Origin of the sequence: Streptomyces tricolor (assembly GCF_002155905.1) — a bacterium.
GTDB classification, from domain to species: Bacteria; Actinomycetota; Actinomycetes; order Streptomycetales; family Streptomycetaceae; genus Streptomyces; species Streptomyces tricolor.
In genome coordinates this window covers 1-13,455 of the sequence record NZ_MUMF01000471.1, presented here as the reverse complement: position 1 = coordinate 13,455, position 13,455 = coordinate 1, and the positions used below count along the sequence as shown (strand labels likewise).

Here is a 13,455-nt window from a genome sequence, read left to right as displayed (position 1 = left end):
CGCGGTTGTAGTCGATGGCGATGACGTAGTCGAAGTCGTGCTGATGCGCCTCGTCCCACTCGGCCGGGGGTGCGTAGGCGCCCTTGTCATGGTCGTAGGGCAGCCGGGTGCCCGGATCGGCGAGCACTCCACCCGCGTCGGTGAGGGTGAACACGCCGACCGGGCTGCGTGCGTCGCCCTCGTGGTGCTGCGTGGTCCAGCCGTTGCGCCCGTTGTGGGCGGGCCAACTGCCGGTCGGATGCCAGTGCGTTCCCTGCCGGGTGTACAGCACGACCCGGGACGCGGCCGAGTCATGGCCCTCGCCGTACACGGCCACGACCTGGCGGGAGTCGGCGGGGATCCGCCGGTGGAGGCGGTCCCCGACGCCCGGGATGCGGGTGGGGTCGGACGACGCGGTGGGGGTCCGCGCGGCGCCGTGCGCGCCGCGGGCGGGAGCGGGGGCGCTGGTGCCGCAGGCGGAGAGCGTCGCGAGGAGGGTGCCGAGGGTCGCTGCCGCGACCGCCCTGCGCCGCACACTGTCGATCTGCACCCCTCCATGCTGCCACCGTGAACCGGCTGATTGGGTGAACTTTCGGGCAATCACCCTTTCGGGCGGCATGACTTTCCGGGCCTGACGGGCGGGGCGGCGACGGCTTGGCCGGAAGCCGGTGGATTTCGGGGCCCTCGAAGAAAACCGTTTGAAATTCACCACGCTGCGACGCGAACCTTTCACGGCTTGTCGGCCGCTCACCCGCGGCTCACCGCTCCCCCTGCCCTTGACACGAGCCACTGGGACGTCATGCAGATCCAAGACCTTCCGTATCCCGACCCGGGCGTGCCCGACGCACGTTCGGGCCCCCGATTCCTCTGGTGGCTCTGGCGCAATCAGCTGGGCGGGCAGCTGAAGTCGCTCGCCTGGGGCCTGCTGCACTTCGTGTCCGTCTCCGCTCTGCCCTTCTGCGTCGGCCTCGCCGTGCAGGCGGCCGTCGACCGCTCCGGGGACCGGCTCGCCCTGACGGGTGGTCTGATGCTGCTGTGCGGAACGGGTATCGCTCTGGGCGACACCTTCCTGCACCGGACCGCCGTCACCAACTGGATCACCGCCGCCGCCCGCGTCCAGCAACTGCTCGCGCGCAAGGCCGCCCAGCTGGGCTCCGCCCTGACCCGTCGGGTGGCGGCCGGTGAGGTGGTGGCCGTCTCCACCGGCGACGTGGAGAAGATCGGCTGGTTCGTCGAGGCCGTCTCCCGTTTCACGGCCGCCGCGCTGACGGTCCTGGTCGTCTGCGTCGGCCTGCTCGTGTACCAGCCCGCGCTCGGCGTGGTCGTCGCCGTGGGCCTGCCCGTCGTGGCCCTCGCGGTGCTGCCGCTGCTGCCCCGGGCGACCCGCCGCGCCGACGTGCAGCGGGAGAAGGCGGGCCGGGCCACCGAGCTGGCCTCGGACACCGTCGCCGGACTGCGGGTGCTGCGCGGCATCGGCGGCGAGGAACTGTTCCTCGACCGCTACCGCCGCGCCTCCCAGGAGGTCCGGCACGCGGCTGTGCGCAGCGCCCGGATGTGGTCGCTGATCTCCGCCGTCCAGGTGCTGCTGCCCGGACTGCTGCTCATCGCCGTCGTCTGGCACGGCATCGACCTGGCCCGCCAGGGCCGGATCACCGTCGGCGAACTCGTCACCGTCTACAGCGCGGTCATGATCCTCAACTACCCGCTGCGGCACTTCGAGGAGATCGCCATGGCGTACTCCTTCTCCCGCCCCTCGGCCAAACGCGCCGCGCGTGTGCTGTCGCTGGAGCGGTCCACGGACACCGGCGGCACCCGCGAGGCCGAGGTGCCGGGCGGTGACCTGTACGACCCCGAGACCGGACTCCTCGCTCCCGCCGGCCGGTTCACCGCCGTGGTGTGCGGTGACCCGGACGCGGCGGGCCGGCTCGCCGAGCGGCTGGGCGGGCACCCCGCGGAGCCGGGCCGGTCGGTGCTGCTGGGCGGGGTCCCGCTGGACGAACTCCCCCTCGACAGCGCCCGGACCGCCGTCCTCGTCCAGGACAAGGACCCGGTGCTGCTCTCCGGCACCCTGCGCGACCTGCTCGACGTGCCCTCCTCCGGTGCCGTACCGCCCGCGGACGCACTCGCGGCGGCGCAGTGCCAGGACGTGCTGGACGCGCTCGTGCAGGGTTCGCTGGACGCGGCCGACCCGATGGACGCCCGGATCAGCGAGCGCGGACGTTCCCTGTCCGGCGGCCAGCGCCAGCGGCTCGCCCTGGCCAGGTCGCTGATCACCGATCCGGAGGTGCTGGTCCTGGACGAGCCGACCTCCGCGGTCGACTCGCACACCGAGGCCCGGATCGCGGACGGGCTGCGCCGGCTGCGGTCGGGGCGGACGACCGTGGTGTTCACCTCCTCCCCGCTGCTGCTGGACCGAGCGGACCGGGTCGCCCTGGTGCACGAGGGCGAGGTCGTGGCGGTCGGCGTGCACCGTGAACTGGTCGACAGCGAGCCGCGGTACCGGGCCGTGGTGACCCGGGAGACCGACGAGGAACTGGCCGCGGCCGACGAGGGCGTGCTGCTGGACGCGCTCCAGAAGCTGGAAGAGATCGAGGAGAGCGCATGATCGGCGTTGCGCCACCGGCGTACGACCCGGCGGCCCCGACGACCGCCACCACCCTGCCCGTCGGCGCCACCGCGACCGTGCGCGCCTACGTCACCGAGCTGTTCCGGCGGCACCGGCGGGCCTTCCTGCTGCTCATCGCCGTCAACACGGTGGCCGTGGTCGCCTCCATGGTGGGCCCGTACCTGCTCGGCGGCCTGGTCGAACGGGTGACGGACGGGGCCCGGGAGCTGCACCTGGGCCTGACCGCCGGACTGTTCGTGCTCGCGCTGGCCGTGCAGGCCGCCTTCGTCCGGCAGGTACGGCTGCGGGGCGCGATGCTCGGTGAGCGCATGCTGGCCGACCTGCGCGAGGACTTCCTCGTGCGGTCCGTCGGACTGCCGCCGGGGGTGCTGGAGCGGGCGGGCACCGGCGACCTGCTCTCCCGTATCACCACCGACATCGACCGCCTGGCCAACGCCATGCGCGAGGCCGTGCCGCAGCTGGCCATCGGTTTCGTGTGGGCCCTGCTGCTGCTCGGCGGGCTGGTCGTGACGGCCCCGCCGCTGGCCGGCGCCGTGCTGCTCGCCGTGCCGGTCCTGGTGATCGGCTGCCGCTGGTACTTCAAGCGGGCGCCGTCCGGCTACCGCTCGGAAGCCGCCGGATACGCCGCCGTCGCCGCCGCGCTCGCCGAGACCGTGGACGCGGGCCACACCATCGAGGCGCACCGCCTGAGCGCCCGCCGCGTGGCCCTGTCGGAACGGCGGATTTCGCAGTGGGTCGCATGGGAGCGCTACACCCTCTGGCTGCGCTCCGTGCTCTTCCCGGTCATCAACACCGTCCACCTCCTCGTGCTCGGCTCGGTCCTGATGGTCGGCGGTGTGTTCGTCCTCCACGGCTGGCTCGGAGTGGGCCAGCTGACCACCGGCGCGCTCATCGCGCAGATGCTGGTCGATCCGGTGAACCTCATCCTGCGCTGGTACGACGAGGTGCAGGTCGCCCAGGTGTCGCTGGCCCGTCTTGTGGGTGTGCGGGACATCGAGCCCGAGGCCGGGGACGGCTCGCTGGTCCCCGACGGGCGGGACGTGCACGCCGACCGCGTGCACTTCGGCTACCGCGAGGGCGTCGACGTGCTCCGCAAGGTCTCCCTGCAGGTCGCGCCGGGCACCCGGGTGGCCCTGGTCGGCCCGTCCGGCGCGGGCAAGTCCACGCTGGGCCGGCTGCTCGCCGGGATCTACGCTCCCCGGGACGGCCGGGTCACCCTGGGCGGGGCGGAGCTGTCCCGGATGCCCGCGGAACGTGTCCGCACGCACGTCGCCCTCGTCAACCAGGAGCACCACGTCTTCGTGGGATCCCTGCGCGACAACCTCCTGCTGGCCCGCGCCGGGGCCGGTGACGCCGAGCTGTGGGCGGCCCTGGGCGCGGTCGACGCGGACGGGTGGGCGCGGGCGCTGGACGACGGCCTGGACACCGAGGTGGGCTCCGGCGGTCTGGCACTGACGCCGGCGCAGGCGCAGCAGATCGCGCTGGCCCGGCTGGTGCTGGCGGATCCGCACACGCTGGTCCTGGACGAGGCGACCTCCCTTCTCGATCCCCGCGCGGCCCGGCATCTGGAACGCTCCCTGGCCCGAGTGCTCGACGGCCGCACCGTGGTCGCCATCGCCCACCGCCTGCACACCGCCCACGACGCCGACGTGATCGCCGTCGTGGAAAACGGCCGGATCAGCGAGCTGGGCAGCCACGACGAGCTGGTCGCGGCGGGGGGCGCGTACGCGGCGCTGTGGCGCTCTTGGCATGGGTGAGGTCGGCGCCGGATCGGGGTGGGTTCCTGCGGTGCCGGGGGCCGGGGTGCCGGGTGCCGAGGGTCGAGGGCACCGGGTCCGGAGTGCCGGGGTCGGGGGACTTGCGCCGACTTCGAAGCGTCCGTACCCGCACCCCGGGGGCGGGGCCGGACTACGAAACGTCCGTACCCGCACCCCGGGGGCGGGGCCCGTGGTGGCGCCGCGGCCGTGGTGACGCCGGGAGCCGGCACGTCCGGCGCACCGAGGGGTGCGGCGCCCCGCTGACGGCGCGGGCGCGCCCCGAAGGGCCCGCGTGGGCCGACGGGGTCGAAGCGGGCGGGCCGGCTGATCGCCGAGCGGAGGCGCCGCGGGGCTGCTGGGCGCTGGGCTGCTGGGCTGTTGGGCTGTTGGGCTGTTGGGCCAGCTTGGTGAGGTTGGCGGTCTCCGCCCAGTTGGCCTGCTCGGTCGGACCGGCGTCCTCGGTTGCCCCCGGTCGGCCCGATCAGCTCGGCCACCTCGATCGGCACAGCCAGCCGGACCACCTCGAACAGTCCAGCAAGCCCGGCGACCTCGTTCAGCCCTGTCGGCCCGGCCGGCTCGACCAGCCCCGTCGGCCCCATCAGCTCGGCCGGCCTGCTGGACGATCGACCGTGCTCCGCCGGCCACCGGGACCGCCCCCGCTGCCGCCGCCCCGAAGCCCGCGCGTGTGGGAGTCGGCCCGCGATGGGCCGGGGCCCGGCGGGATTCGTACAGGTCCGGTGCGGGGGCGTGCGGCCCCGCCGGGGCCCGTGCCGTTGCGCGGTGCCGAGCAGGGGTGGAAGTCTGGAGAACGGCACCGGATCGGGGTGCAGCCGGGAGGCGGAGGGCTCGCGGCGTGTGACTCCCGTGCCCTGCGTGCCGACGGCCCGCCGCCCGCTGGGGCGGCACCCGGCCGTCCTCACCACCTGGAGGTAGTCGTGGACAGCGCCGACGGATGGGGGGACGACGTCTACCAGCCCGATCCCTCGGAGATCCGGGAGGACTCGGGGGTGCTCGACGTCGAGGACACTCTGGACTTCGACGGCGTGGCCGACCCCCTCGACCGCGGCTGGTCCCCTCCGGAGCGACCCTGGGCGGTCGAACACACCGGCGTGACGGCGGCCGAACGCCAAGCGGGCGAGACCCTCGACCAGCGGCTCGCCGAGGAGCTGCCGGATCTCGCCGCGCCCGACGGCGACGGTATCGGCGACTGCGAAGGCACCGACGGGGAACTCCTCGACAACGAGGTCGGCAATTCCCGCTCCGGCCGGCTGGTGGCTCCCGACGAGGGCGCGCACGAGGACGAGGAGGCCGCCCTCGTCGCGACCGACGTCGGGATCGACGGCGCCGCCGCCTCCGCCGAGGAGGCAGCGATGCACATCGTCGACGAGGACGCGCTCCCCGGCTGAACCGGACGGCGCGGATCCCCCCGTCCCGACCGCCCCGCACAAGGAGCCGCCATGCAGCAGGACAAGCACCCCGACTACCACCCGGTGGTCTTCCGTGACCGCGCCGCCGGCTACGCCTTCCTGACCCGGTCCACCGCACGGAGCGAGCAGACCATCGAGTGGGACGACGGCCAGAGCTACCCGGTGATCGACGTGGAGATCTCCTCGGAGAGCCACCCCTTCTACACGGGCAAGGCCCGCACGGTCGACACCGAGGGCCGGATCGCCCGCTTCGAGCGCCGGTACGGCGGGGCGGACGCGGGCGAGACCACCTGAACCCGGCAGCTTCCCACCACCTGGACCCGGGGGTTTCCTCAGATCACGTTGAGAGCCGCGGCGCAGCCCACTCCCCCGAGCAGCATGAACGCCGGCATCAGCACCTTCAGCTCGACCCAGCTGCCCGCCCGGAACCGCAGAGCCTTCGGCGGCCCCACCGGATACCAGCGCTTGCGGCCCACCGGGATCGGCCACAGGATCGGGCAGCCGGACACAGTCAGCGCGTCCCCGATGTCGTGCACCAGCGCACCCAGCACGATCGGCAGCCCCAGCCACAGGTACTCCTGCCCCGGCGCGGTGAACAGCCAGTCGGAGCCGTTGCCCGGCTTGTCCAGCACGCCCGCCAGAATCCACGCGCTCGTCGCCGCCAGCAGCCAGACCAGGACGTCGCTGCTGGAACCGCGCGCCGCCCGCCACAGCAGGCCCTCGATCGCGAGCACCATGTGCACGAACAGGATGCCCAGCACCGCCCACCGGCCCCCCGTGATCGCCGCCACGGAACAGCCCGCTCCGATCAGGACCGCCCACACCCAGGTGTGCGTCAGCGTTCGGTGGCCACCGGAGCGGCGCGGGTCGCCCTGCTTCCTGGTCGCCTTGTAGACGGCGTACGACAGCTTGTCGACGATCTCGCAGATCCAGCGGGAGATCGGCCCGAAGGCCCGGGAGATGGTGGCCGCCTTGTGGTCGAGGTCCGGGGCGAGCGCGGCGCCGGCGCAGATCAGGGCGCCGCAGAGGAGGACGGGCCAGGGCATCGGGTGTCCGGCCGCCGCGGCGGCGGCTCCGACGCCCAGCCAGGCCGCGGCCCCCGACAGTGAATGTGCTGGTCCCATCATGGCCGCTTTCCGCCCCATTCCTCGTGTGCCGCTGTCCAGTTGACCTGGTGCGCTGACGCTGCGTCGGCGACACAGCGTAGCGGTCATGATCTTCGGACCCGCAGCCGATTCCCCGCTCGGGCGGAAGGCCAGGCAAGATGGGGGCGTGACCCTCATCGATCAGCTGCCGCCGACCGCCGACCCCGACGCCCTGTACGAAGCCTTCGAGTCGTGGGCGCAGGAGCGCGGCCTCACCCTCTATCCCCACCAGGAAGAGGCGCTGATCGAGGTGGTCTCCGGGGCGAACGTGATCGTCTCGACGCCCACCGGTTCCGGCAAGAGCATGATCGCCGCGGGCGCGCACTTCGCCGCGCTGGCCCGGGACGAGGTCACCTTCTACACGGCGCCGATCAAGGCTCTGGTGTCGGAGAAGTTCTTCGAGCTGTGCAAGCTCTTCGGCACGGAGAACGTCGGCATGCTCACCGGCGACGCCTCCGTCAACGCCGACGCGCCCGTGATCTGCTGCACCGCCGAGGTGCTGGCCTCGATCGCGCTGCGTGACGGCAAGAACGCGGACGTCGGTCAAGTCGTCATGGACGAGTTCCACTTCTACGCCGAGGGCGACCGCGGCTGGGCCTGGCAGATCCCGCTGCTGGAGCTGCCACAGGCGCAGTTCATCCTGATGTCGGCCACTCTGGGCGATGTGTCCTTCTTCGAGAAGGACCTCACCCGCCGCACCGGCCGCCCCACCTCGGTGGTCCGCTCGGCGACGCGCCCGGTGCCCCTCTCCTACGAGTACAAGCTCACCCCGCTCACCGAGACGCTCACCGACCTGCTGCAGAGCAAGCAGGCGCCGGTGTACATCGTGCACTTCACCCAGGCGCAGGCCGTGGAGCGGGCGCAGGCGCTGATGAGCATCAACATGTGCTCGCGCGAGGAGAAGGACCAGATCGCCGAGCTGATCGGCAACTTCCGCTTCACCACCAAGTTCGGCCGCAACCTCTCCCGCTACGTCCGGCACGGCATCGGCGTGCACCACGCCGGCATGCTGCCCAAGTACCGGCGCCTGGTGGAGAAGCTCGCCCAGGCCGGTCTGCTGAAGGTCATCTGCGGTACGGACACGCTGGGCGTGGGTGTCAACGTGCCCATCCGCACCGTGCTGTTCACGGCACTGACCAAGTACGACGGCAGCCGGGTGCGCACCCTGCGGGCCCGGGAGTTCCACCAGATCGCGGGCCGGGCCGGCCGGGCCGGTTTCGACACCGCGGGGCTCGTGGTCGCGCAGGCGCCGGAGCACATCATCGAGAACGAGAAGGCGCTGGCGAAGGCGGGCGACGACCCGAAGAAGCGGCGCAAGGTGGTGCGCAAGAAGGCGCCGGAGGGCTTTGTCGGCTGGACGGAGAACACCTTCCAGAAGCTGATCGAGTCGGAGCCGGAGCCGCTGACCTCGCGGTTCCGGGTGACGCACACGATGCTGCTGTCGGTGATCGCCCGGCCGGGCAACGCGTTCGAGGCGATGCGCCACCTCCTGGAGGACAACCACGAGCCGCGCAGGCAGCAGCTCCGGCACATCCGCCGGGCGATCGCGATCTACCGGTCCCTGCTGGACGGCGGGATCGTGGAGAAGCTCGACAAGCCGGACGCCGAGGGCCGCATCGTCCGGCTCACGGTCGATCTCCAGCAGGACTTCGCGCTGAACCAGCCGCTGTCCACGTTCGCCCTCGCCGCGTTCGAACTGCTCGATCCCGAGTCGCCGTCCTACGCGCTCGACATGGTCTCCGTGGTCGAGTCCACCCTGGACGACCCGCGGCAGATCCTCGTCGCCCAGCAGAACAAGGCGCGCGGCGAGGCCGTGGCCGCGATGAAGGCGGACGGCGTCGAGTACGAGGAGCGCATGGAGCGCCTCCAGGACATCACCTACCCGAAGCCGCTGGAGGAGCTGCTCTTCCACGCGTACAACACCTACCGCAAGAGCCACCCGTGGGTCGGCGACCACCCGCTGTCGCCGAAGTCGGTGATCCGGGACATGTACGAGCGGGCGCTGTCCTTCACGGAGCTGGTGTCCTTCTACGAGCTGGCCCGTACCGAGGGCATCGTGCTGCGCTACCTCGCCAGCGCCTACAAGGCCCTGGACCACAACATCCCGGACGACCTGAAGTCCGAGGACCTGCAGGACCTGATCGAGTGGCTGGGCGAGATGGTGCGCCAGGTGGACTCCAGCCTGCTGGACGAGTGGGAGCAGCTCGCCAACCCGGAGGAGATGACCGCCGAGGAGGCCCAGGAGAAGGCCGACGAGGTCAAGCCGGTCACCACCAACGCCCGCGCCTTCCGGGTCCTGGTCCGCAACGCCATGTTCCGCCGCGTGGAGCTGGCCGCCCTGGACCAGGTCGAGGAGCTGGGCGAACTGGACGCCGAGTCCGGCTGGGACGCCGATGCCTGGGGCGAGGCGATGGACAAGTACTGGGACGAGTACGACGACCTCGGCACCGGCCCCGACGCGCGCGGTCCCAAGCTGCTCGTCATCAAGGAGGAGCCGGAGAACGGCCTCTGGCGCGTCCGCCAGATCTTCGACGACCCGAACGGCGACCACGACTGGGGCATCAGCGCGGAGATCGACCTCGCGGCCTCCGACGCCGAGGGCCGCGCGGTCGTCCGCGTCACCGACGTCGGCCAGCTGTGAGCCGTCCCCGGCCAGTGGCAAGCCAAGGAGAAACCCACCGATGACGAATCCGGCCGAGAGACTGGTCGACCTGCTCGACCTGGAACAGATCGAGGTCAACATCTTCCGTGGCCGCAGCCCGCAGGAGTCCTTGCAGCGGGTGTTCGGCGGCCAGGTGGCGGGCCAGGCGCTGGTCGCCGCCGGCCGCACCACGGACGGCGAGCGCCCGGTGCACTCGCTGCACGCGTACTTCCTGCGCCCGGGTCGGCCCGGCGTGCCGATCGTGTACCAGGTGGAACGGGTCCGCGACGGGCGCTCCTTCACGACGCGCCGGGTCACGGCCGTCCAGCAGGGCCGCACGATCTTCAATCTGACCGCCTCCTTTCACAAGCCTGAGGAAGGACCGTTCGAGCACCAGCTGCCGCCGGCCCGCGAGGTGCCGGATCCGGAGTCGCTGCCGACGGTCGCCGAGGAGATCCGTAAGCATCTGGGGGCGCTTCCGGAGCAGTTGGAGCGGATGGCGCGCCGCCAGCCGTTCGACATCCGGTACGTCGACCGGCTGCGCTGGAACGCCGAGGAGATCGAGGGTGCCGAGCCGCGCAGCGCCGTGTGGATGCGCGCGGTCGGGCCGCTCGGTGACGATCCGCTGGTCCACACGTGCGCGCTGACCTACGCCAGCGACATGACCCTGCTGGACGCGGTGCGCATCCCGGTGGAGCCGCTGTGGGGGCCGCGGAACTTCGACATGGCCTCGCTGGACCACGCCATGTGGTTCCACCGGCCGTTCCGCGCGGATGAGTGGTTCCTGTACGACCAGGAGTCGCCGATCGCCAACGGCGGGCGGGGACTGGCCCGCGGACGCATCTACGACCTGCAGGGGCGACTGCTCGTCTCGGTCGTCCAGGAAGGCCTTTTCAGGTCCCTGTAGGTCCCTGGAGCACGCGACGACGGCGCGATCACGGTCGGGAGCGGGTGTTCAGGCCCGCGCCGGGTGCGGGCCTCTGCGCCGCAGCCAGGCCCGCAGTCCGCGGGACGACCGCGGCGGTGCGGGCGGTGCCGGCTCGTGGTCCCGGGCGACGGGCTGCGGCGCCGGCCGCCTCGCGACCTCCGCGGGCCGCACGCACGCTTCCCAGGGCCGTCGCGCCACCAGCTCCGGGTGCCGCACGACCACCTCGGGATGCCGCACGACCGTCTCGGCGGGCCGCCGCGTCACCGGCTCATGCGCCTGCGCCGCCGATTTCAGGGGCCGCGTCGCCGCGTCCCGCCGCGGTGCCGCCGACTCCGGCGGCCGCCTCGGCTCCTCCGCGGGCCGCGTGACCGTCGGTTCCGCCACGAGCGCGGTGACCGTTCGTGCCATCGGCGGAATGGGGTGTGCGAGGGCCCGGATCGCCGACGGCACGTCACGGACGGCGGGACGCGGGGCGGGCGAGGCGCCGCGGGCCTCCTCGACCGAGCGCGCCAGCTCACTGCGCAGCCAGCCGACTTCGTCCGGGTCCTGCGCCGTCATGATCTGCTCGGCAAGGTGCGCGGCGGGGGACCCGGGAACGCCGTGGCCCGGTGGGGCGGGCCGGAACCGGTTCAAGCAGGCGCGCTCGTAGGGGTCCTTGACGATGTCGGCGACCTCGACGGGCGCGAGGAGGGCGGCCACGGCTCCGGCGCGGGCCCACGGGTCCTCGGCCTGCCGCAGCAGGAATCCGAGATGGCGTCCGCGCCAGTTGCGGGCCCGTAGATCCACTCCCTCCGCCAGCTGGCTCCGCAGGGTCTCGGGCGTACGCCCCTTGAGCAGGCGCGCGTTCTCCGTGGCCGCCGCGAACTGGCGTAGCTCATCAGCCAGATAGAGCCAGACCACGGCACGGTAGCGGTTCAGGTAGAAGCTGACGGGCACGAGCAGGCCCAGGCGGGCGAGCCGGCTGAACCGGCCGGCCGGGATCTCCATGAGGGCGGCACCCTCCGCCGTACCGACGACCTGCACCCGCTCGCGGAGGGAGGCGGGGAAGTCGCCCTGTGCGCGGAGGCGGTCGATCTCCGCACGCTCCACGCGCCGGCCCCCTCCCCCGCCCTCGTCGGGCACGGTCCGGATCCGGCCGAGGTGCACGGCGAGGTCGAACTCGCTGCGCTTGAGCCCCAGTTCGCGAGCGGCGCGGCTCGGCGTGCAGGTGCTGGGACGAGATGCGTCGAAAGTGTTCGCCGACATGGTCGCACTCCCCCGTGGAGTCCGTGGCGCACGCCCTGTGCGTTCGCCGTGCACTCACCGTAGCCGGTTCGCCGCGTGCCGTGGCGAGCCTGTGGATAACTCGACGGGCGGAGCAAAAGACGCAGGTCAGGCGTCTGCTATGCGCGTCCGCTCGGGTTGCCTGGCATCGACGCCGAGGTGTTCGCCGACCCGATTGACGAGCAGGGTCATCTCGTAGGCGATCCGGCCGATGTCGGCCTCCGCGCCACTGAGCACGCACAGGCAGCTGCCGGCGCCGGCCGCGGTCACGAACAGCACGGCGTCGTCGTACTCGATCATCGTCTGGCGTACCCGGCCCGCTCCGAAGTGGCGTCCCGAGCCCTTGGCCAGGCTGTGCAGCCCGGACGCCACGGCGGCCAGATGCTCGGCGTCCTCACGTCGTAGGCCCGTGCTCGCCGCGGTGACCAGCCCGTCGTTCGACAGGACGAGCGCGTGGCGTACGTGGTCCACCCGCTCGGTCAGATCGTCCAGGAGCCAGCCGAGACCCTGGTTCTGCGCCATGTCCGTCTCCCCGTGTGACGTCTCCCCCTGGCTGGAGGAACTCCCCGCCAGCCTTCCCCACGACCGGCGTGCGGGCAAGCAGGATGGGCCCATGGCAGACAAGATGACCGATGAGGAATGGCGGGCGTTCGTCTCGGAGGGCACCCGCACCGGCAAGCTGTCCACCGTCCGCGCCGACGGCAGCCCGCACGTGGCGCCGATCTGGTTCCTGCTGGACGGGGACGACCTGGTGTTCACCACCGGCAAGGACACGGTGAAGGGACGCAATCTGGCCCGTGACGGCCGGATCGCCCTGTGCGTGGACGACGACCGTCCGCCGTTCCACTTCGCGGTGCTGAACGGCCGCGCCCGGCTGTCGGAGGACCTGGCCGACGTACGGCTGTGGGCGACCCGGATCGCCGCCCGGTACATGGGCGAGGACCGCGCCGAGGAGTACGGCGCGCGCAACGGCGTGCCGGGGGAAGTCCTCGTCCGCGTCACCGTCGACCATGTGCTGGCCATGCGGGACGTCGCGGCCTGAGCGGCCGGTTCAGCCGACCGAGTCCAGGAGCCGGGCGGTGTGCATCCGCCCGGCGTACTCGACCAGCCGGATCAGCACTTCCTTGCCGGAGTCGCGGTCGCGTGCGTCGCACAGCACCACGGGTGTGCCGTGGTCGAGGTCGAGCGCCCGGGAGACGTCGTGGGCGCCGTACGTCCGGGCTCCCGGGAAGCAGTTGACGGCCACCACGAACGGGATGTGCCGGTGCTCGAAGTAGTCGACGGCGGGGAAGCAGTCCTCCAGCCGCCGGGTGTCGGCCAGGACCACGGCGCCGAGGGCTCCCTGGGCCAGTTCGTCCCACAGGAACCAGAAGCGGTCCTGTCCGGGCGTGCCGAAGAGGTAGAGCGACAGGCCTGAGCGGATCGTGATGCGGCCGAAGTCCATGGCCACGGTCGTGGTGACCTTCTGGTCCACGCCTTCGGTGTCGTCCACCAGCTGGCCCGCCTCGCTGAGGAGTTCCTCGGTGCGCAGCGGCCGGATCTCGCTGACGGCCCCCACCAATGTCGTCTTGCCGACGCCGAAGCCGCCGGCGACCAGTATCTTCAGCGCCAGGGCGGAGGTGTCGCCGGCGGCGTCGGAGTGCTCGGAGGCCATGATCACTTCTCTCGGGAGGGCCGGCCGCGGCCGGC

The 13,455-nt window shown here is 72.3% G+C and carries 11 protein-coding genes and 1 pseudogene; 7 read left to right on the top strand and 5 right to left on the bottom strand.

Annotated features, from left to right (window positions below):
* Positions 1-529, bottom strand: a 529-nt coding sequence (locus CCN44_RS30125) for a hypothetical protein (RefSeq protein ID WP_244203989.1), incomplete at its 3' end; no start/stop codon positions are given.
* Between the two features lie 249 nt (positions 530-778).
* On the opposite strand from CCN44_RS30125, the gene CCN44_RS30120 reads away from it, so the two are divergent.
* The 4 genes from CCN44_RS30120 to CCN44_RS30105 all read left to right on the top strand — a co-directional run bounded on the left by CCN44_RS30120 (position 779) and on the right by CCN44_RS30105 (position 6,083).
* Positions 779-2,584 (top strand): ABC transporter transmembrane domain-containing protein, encoded by a 1,806-nt coding sequence (locus CCN44_RS30120; RefSeq protein ID WP_086701098.1) that lies wholly within the window; start codon positions 779-781, stop codon positions 2,582-2,584.
* Positions 2,581-4,362: an ABC transporter ATP-binding protein gene (locus CCN44_RS30115; protein ID WP_086701094.1), complete on the top strand. Its 1,782-nt coding sequence runs from the start codon at positions 2,581-2,583 to the stop codon at positions 4,360-4,362. The genes CCN44_RS30120 and CCN44_RS30115 overlap by 4 nt, the downstream gene beginning before the upstream one ends.
* 935 nt (positions 4,363-5,297) lie before the next feature.
* On the top strand, positions 5,298-5,768 hold the full coding sequence (locus CCN44_RS30110; protein WP_059247910.1) for a DUF5709 domain-containing protein: 471 nt from the start codon (positions 5,298-5,300) through the stop codon (positions 5,766-5,768).
* A gap of 51 nt (positions 5,769-5,819) precedes the next feature.
* On the top strand, positions 5,820-6,083 hold the full coding sequence (locus tag CCN44_RS30105; RefSeq protein WP_059247911.1) for a type B 50S ribosomal protein L31: 264 nt from the start codon (positions 5,820-5,822) through the stop codon (positions 6,081-6,083).
* Between the two features lie 38 nt (positions 6,084-6,121).
* Here the strand turns inward: CCN44_RS30105 and CCN44_RS30100 are convergent, their stop codons facing one another.
* Complete coding sequence (locus CCN44_RS30100; protein ID WP_059247912.1) at positions 6,122-6,916, bottom strand: metal-dependent hydrolase; 795 nt, start codon at positions 6,914-6,916, stop codon at positions 6,122-6,124.
* A gap of 145 nt (positions 6,917-7,061) precedes the next feature.
* On the opposite strand from CCN44_RS30100, the gene CCN44_RS30095 reads away from it, so the two are divergent.
* Complete coding sequence (locus tag CCN44_RS30095) at positions 7,062-9,575, top strand: DEAD/DEAH box helicase (RefSeq protein WP_059247913.1); 2,514 nt, start codon at positions 7,062-7,064, stop codon at positions 9,573-9,575.
* A 40-nt stretch (positions 9,576-9,615) separates the two neighbouring features.
* Positions 9,616-10,482, top strand: a complete 867-nt coding sequence (locus CCN44_RS30090; protein WP_059247914.1) for an acyl-CoA thioesterase — start codon at positions 9,616-9,618, stop codon at positions 10,480-10,482.
* Between the two features lie 360 nt (positions 10,483-10,842).
* On the opposite strand, the pseudogene CCN44_RS46620 reads toward CCN44_RS30090, so the two are convergent.
* Both CCN44_RS46620 and CCN44_RS30080 read right to left on the bottom strand, forming a co-directional pair.
* Positions 10,843-11,748: pseudogene (locus tag CCN44_RS46620) on the bottom strand (DUF6397 family protein); the annotation flags it as partial.
* A gap of 126 nt (positions 11,749-11,874) precedes the next feature.
* Entirely contained in the window at positions 11,875-12,288 is a 414-nt protein-coding gene (locus CCN44_RS30080) for a roadblock/LC7 domain-containing protein (RefSeq protein WP_059247915.1), read from the bottom strand.
* A gap of 91 nt (positions 12,289-12,379) precedes the next feature.
* On the opposite strand from CCN44_RS30080, the gene CCN44_RS30075 reads away from it, so the two are divergent.
* On the top strand, positions 12,380-12,808 hold the full coding sequence (locus tag CCN44_RS30075) for a PPOX class F420-dependent oxidoreductase (RefSeq protein ID WP_059247916.1): 429 nt from the start codon (positions 12,380-12,382) through the stop codon (positions 12,806-12,808).
* A gap of 9 nt (positions 12,809-12,817) precedes the next feature.
* On the opposite strand, the gene CCN44_RS30070 is transcribed toward CCN44_RS30075, so the two are convergent.
* Positions 12,818-13,420 (bottom strand): GTP-binding protein, encoded by a 603-nt coding sequence (locus CCN44_RS30070; RefSeq protein ID WP_059254812.1) that lies wholly within the window; start codon positions 13,418-13,420, stop codon positions 12,818-12,820.
* Between the last annotated feature and the right edge of the window lie 35 nt (positions 13,421-13,455).

Bases quoted from the DNA above. Each gene is read 5' to 3' on its own strand.
- CCN44_RS30120 (WP_086701098.1), top strand. From the start codon at position 779: ATGCAGATCCAAGACCTTCCGTATCCCGACCCGGGCGTGCCCGACGCA.
- CCN44_RS30115 (WP_086701094.1), top strand. From the start codon at position 2,581: ATGATCGGCGTTGCGCCACCGGCGTACGACCCGGCGGCCCCGACGACC.
- CCN44_RS30105 (WP_059247911.1), top strand. From the start codon at position 5,820: ATGCAGCAGGACAAGCACCCCGACTACCACCCGGTGGTCTTCCGTGAC.
- CCN44_RS30100 (WP_059247912.1), bottom strand. From the start codon at position 6,916: ATGATGGGACCAGCACATTCACTGTCGGGGGCCGCGGCCTGGCTGGGC.
- CCN44_RS30090 (WP_059247914.1), top strand. From the start codon at position 9,616: ATGACGAATCCGGCCGAGAGACTGGTCGACCTGCTCGACCTGGAACAG.
- CCN44_RS30080 (WP_059247915.1), bottom strand. From the start codon at position 12,288: ATGGCGCAGAACCAGGGTCTCGGCTGGCTCCTGGACGATCTGACCGAG.
- CCN44_RS30075 (WP_059247916.1), top strand. From the start codon at position 12,380: ATGGCAGACAAGATGACCGATGAGGAATGGCGGGCGTTCGTCTCGGAG.
- CCN44_RS30070 (WP_059254812.1), bottom strand. From the start codon at position 13,420: ATGGCCTCCGAGCACTCCGACGCCGCCGGCGACACCTCCGCCCTGGCG.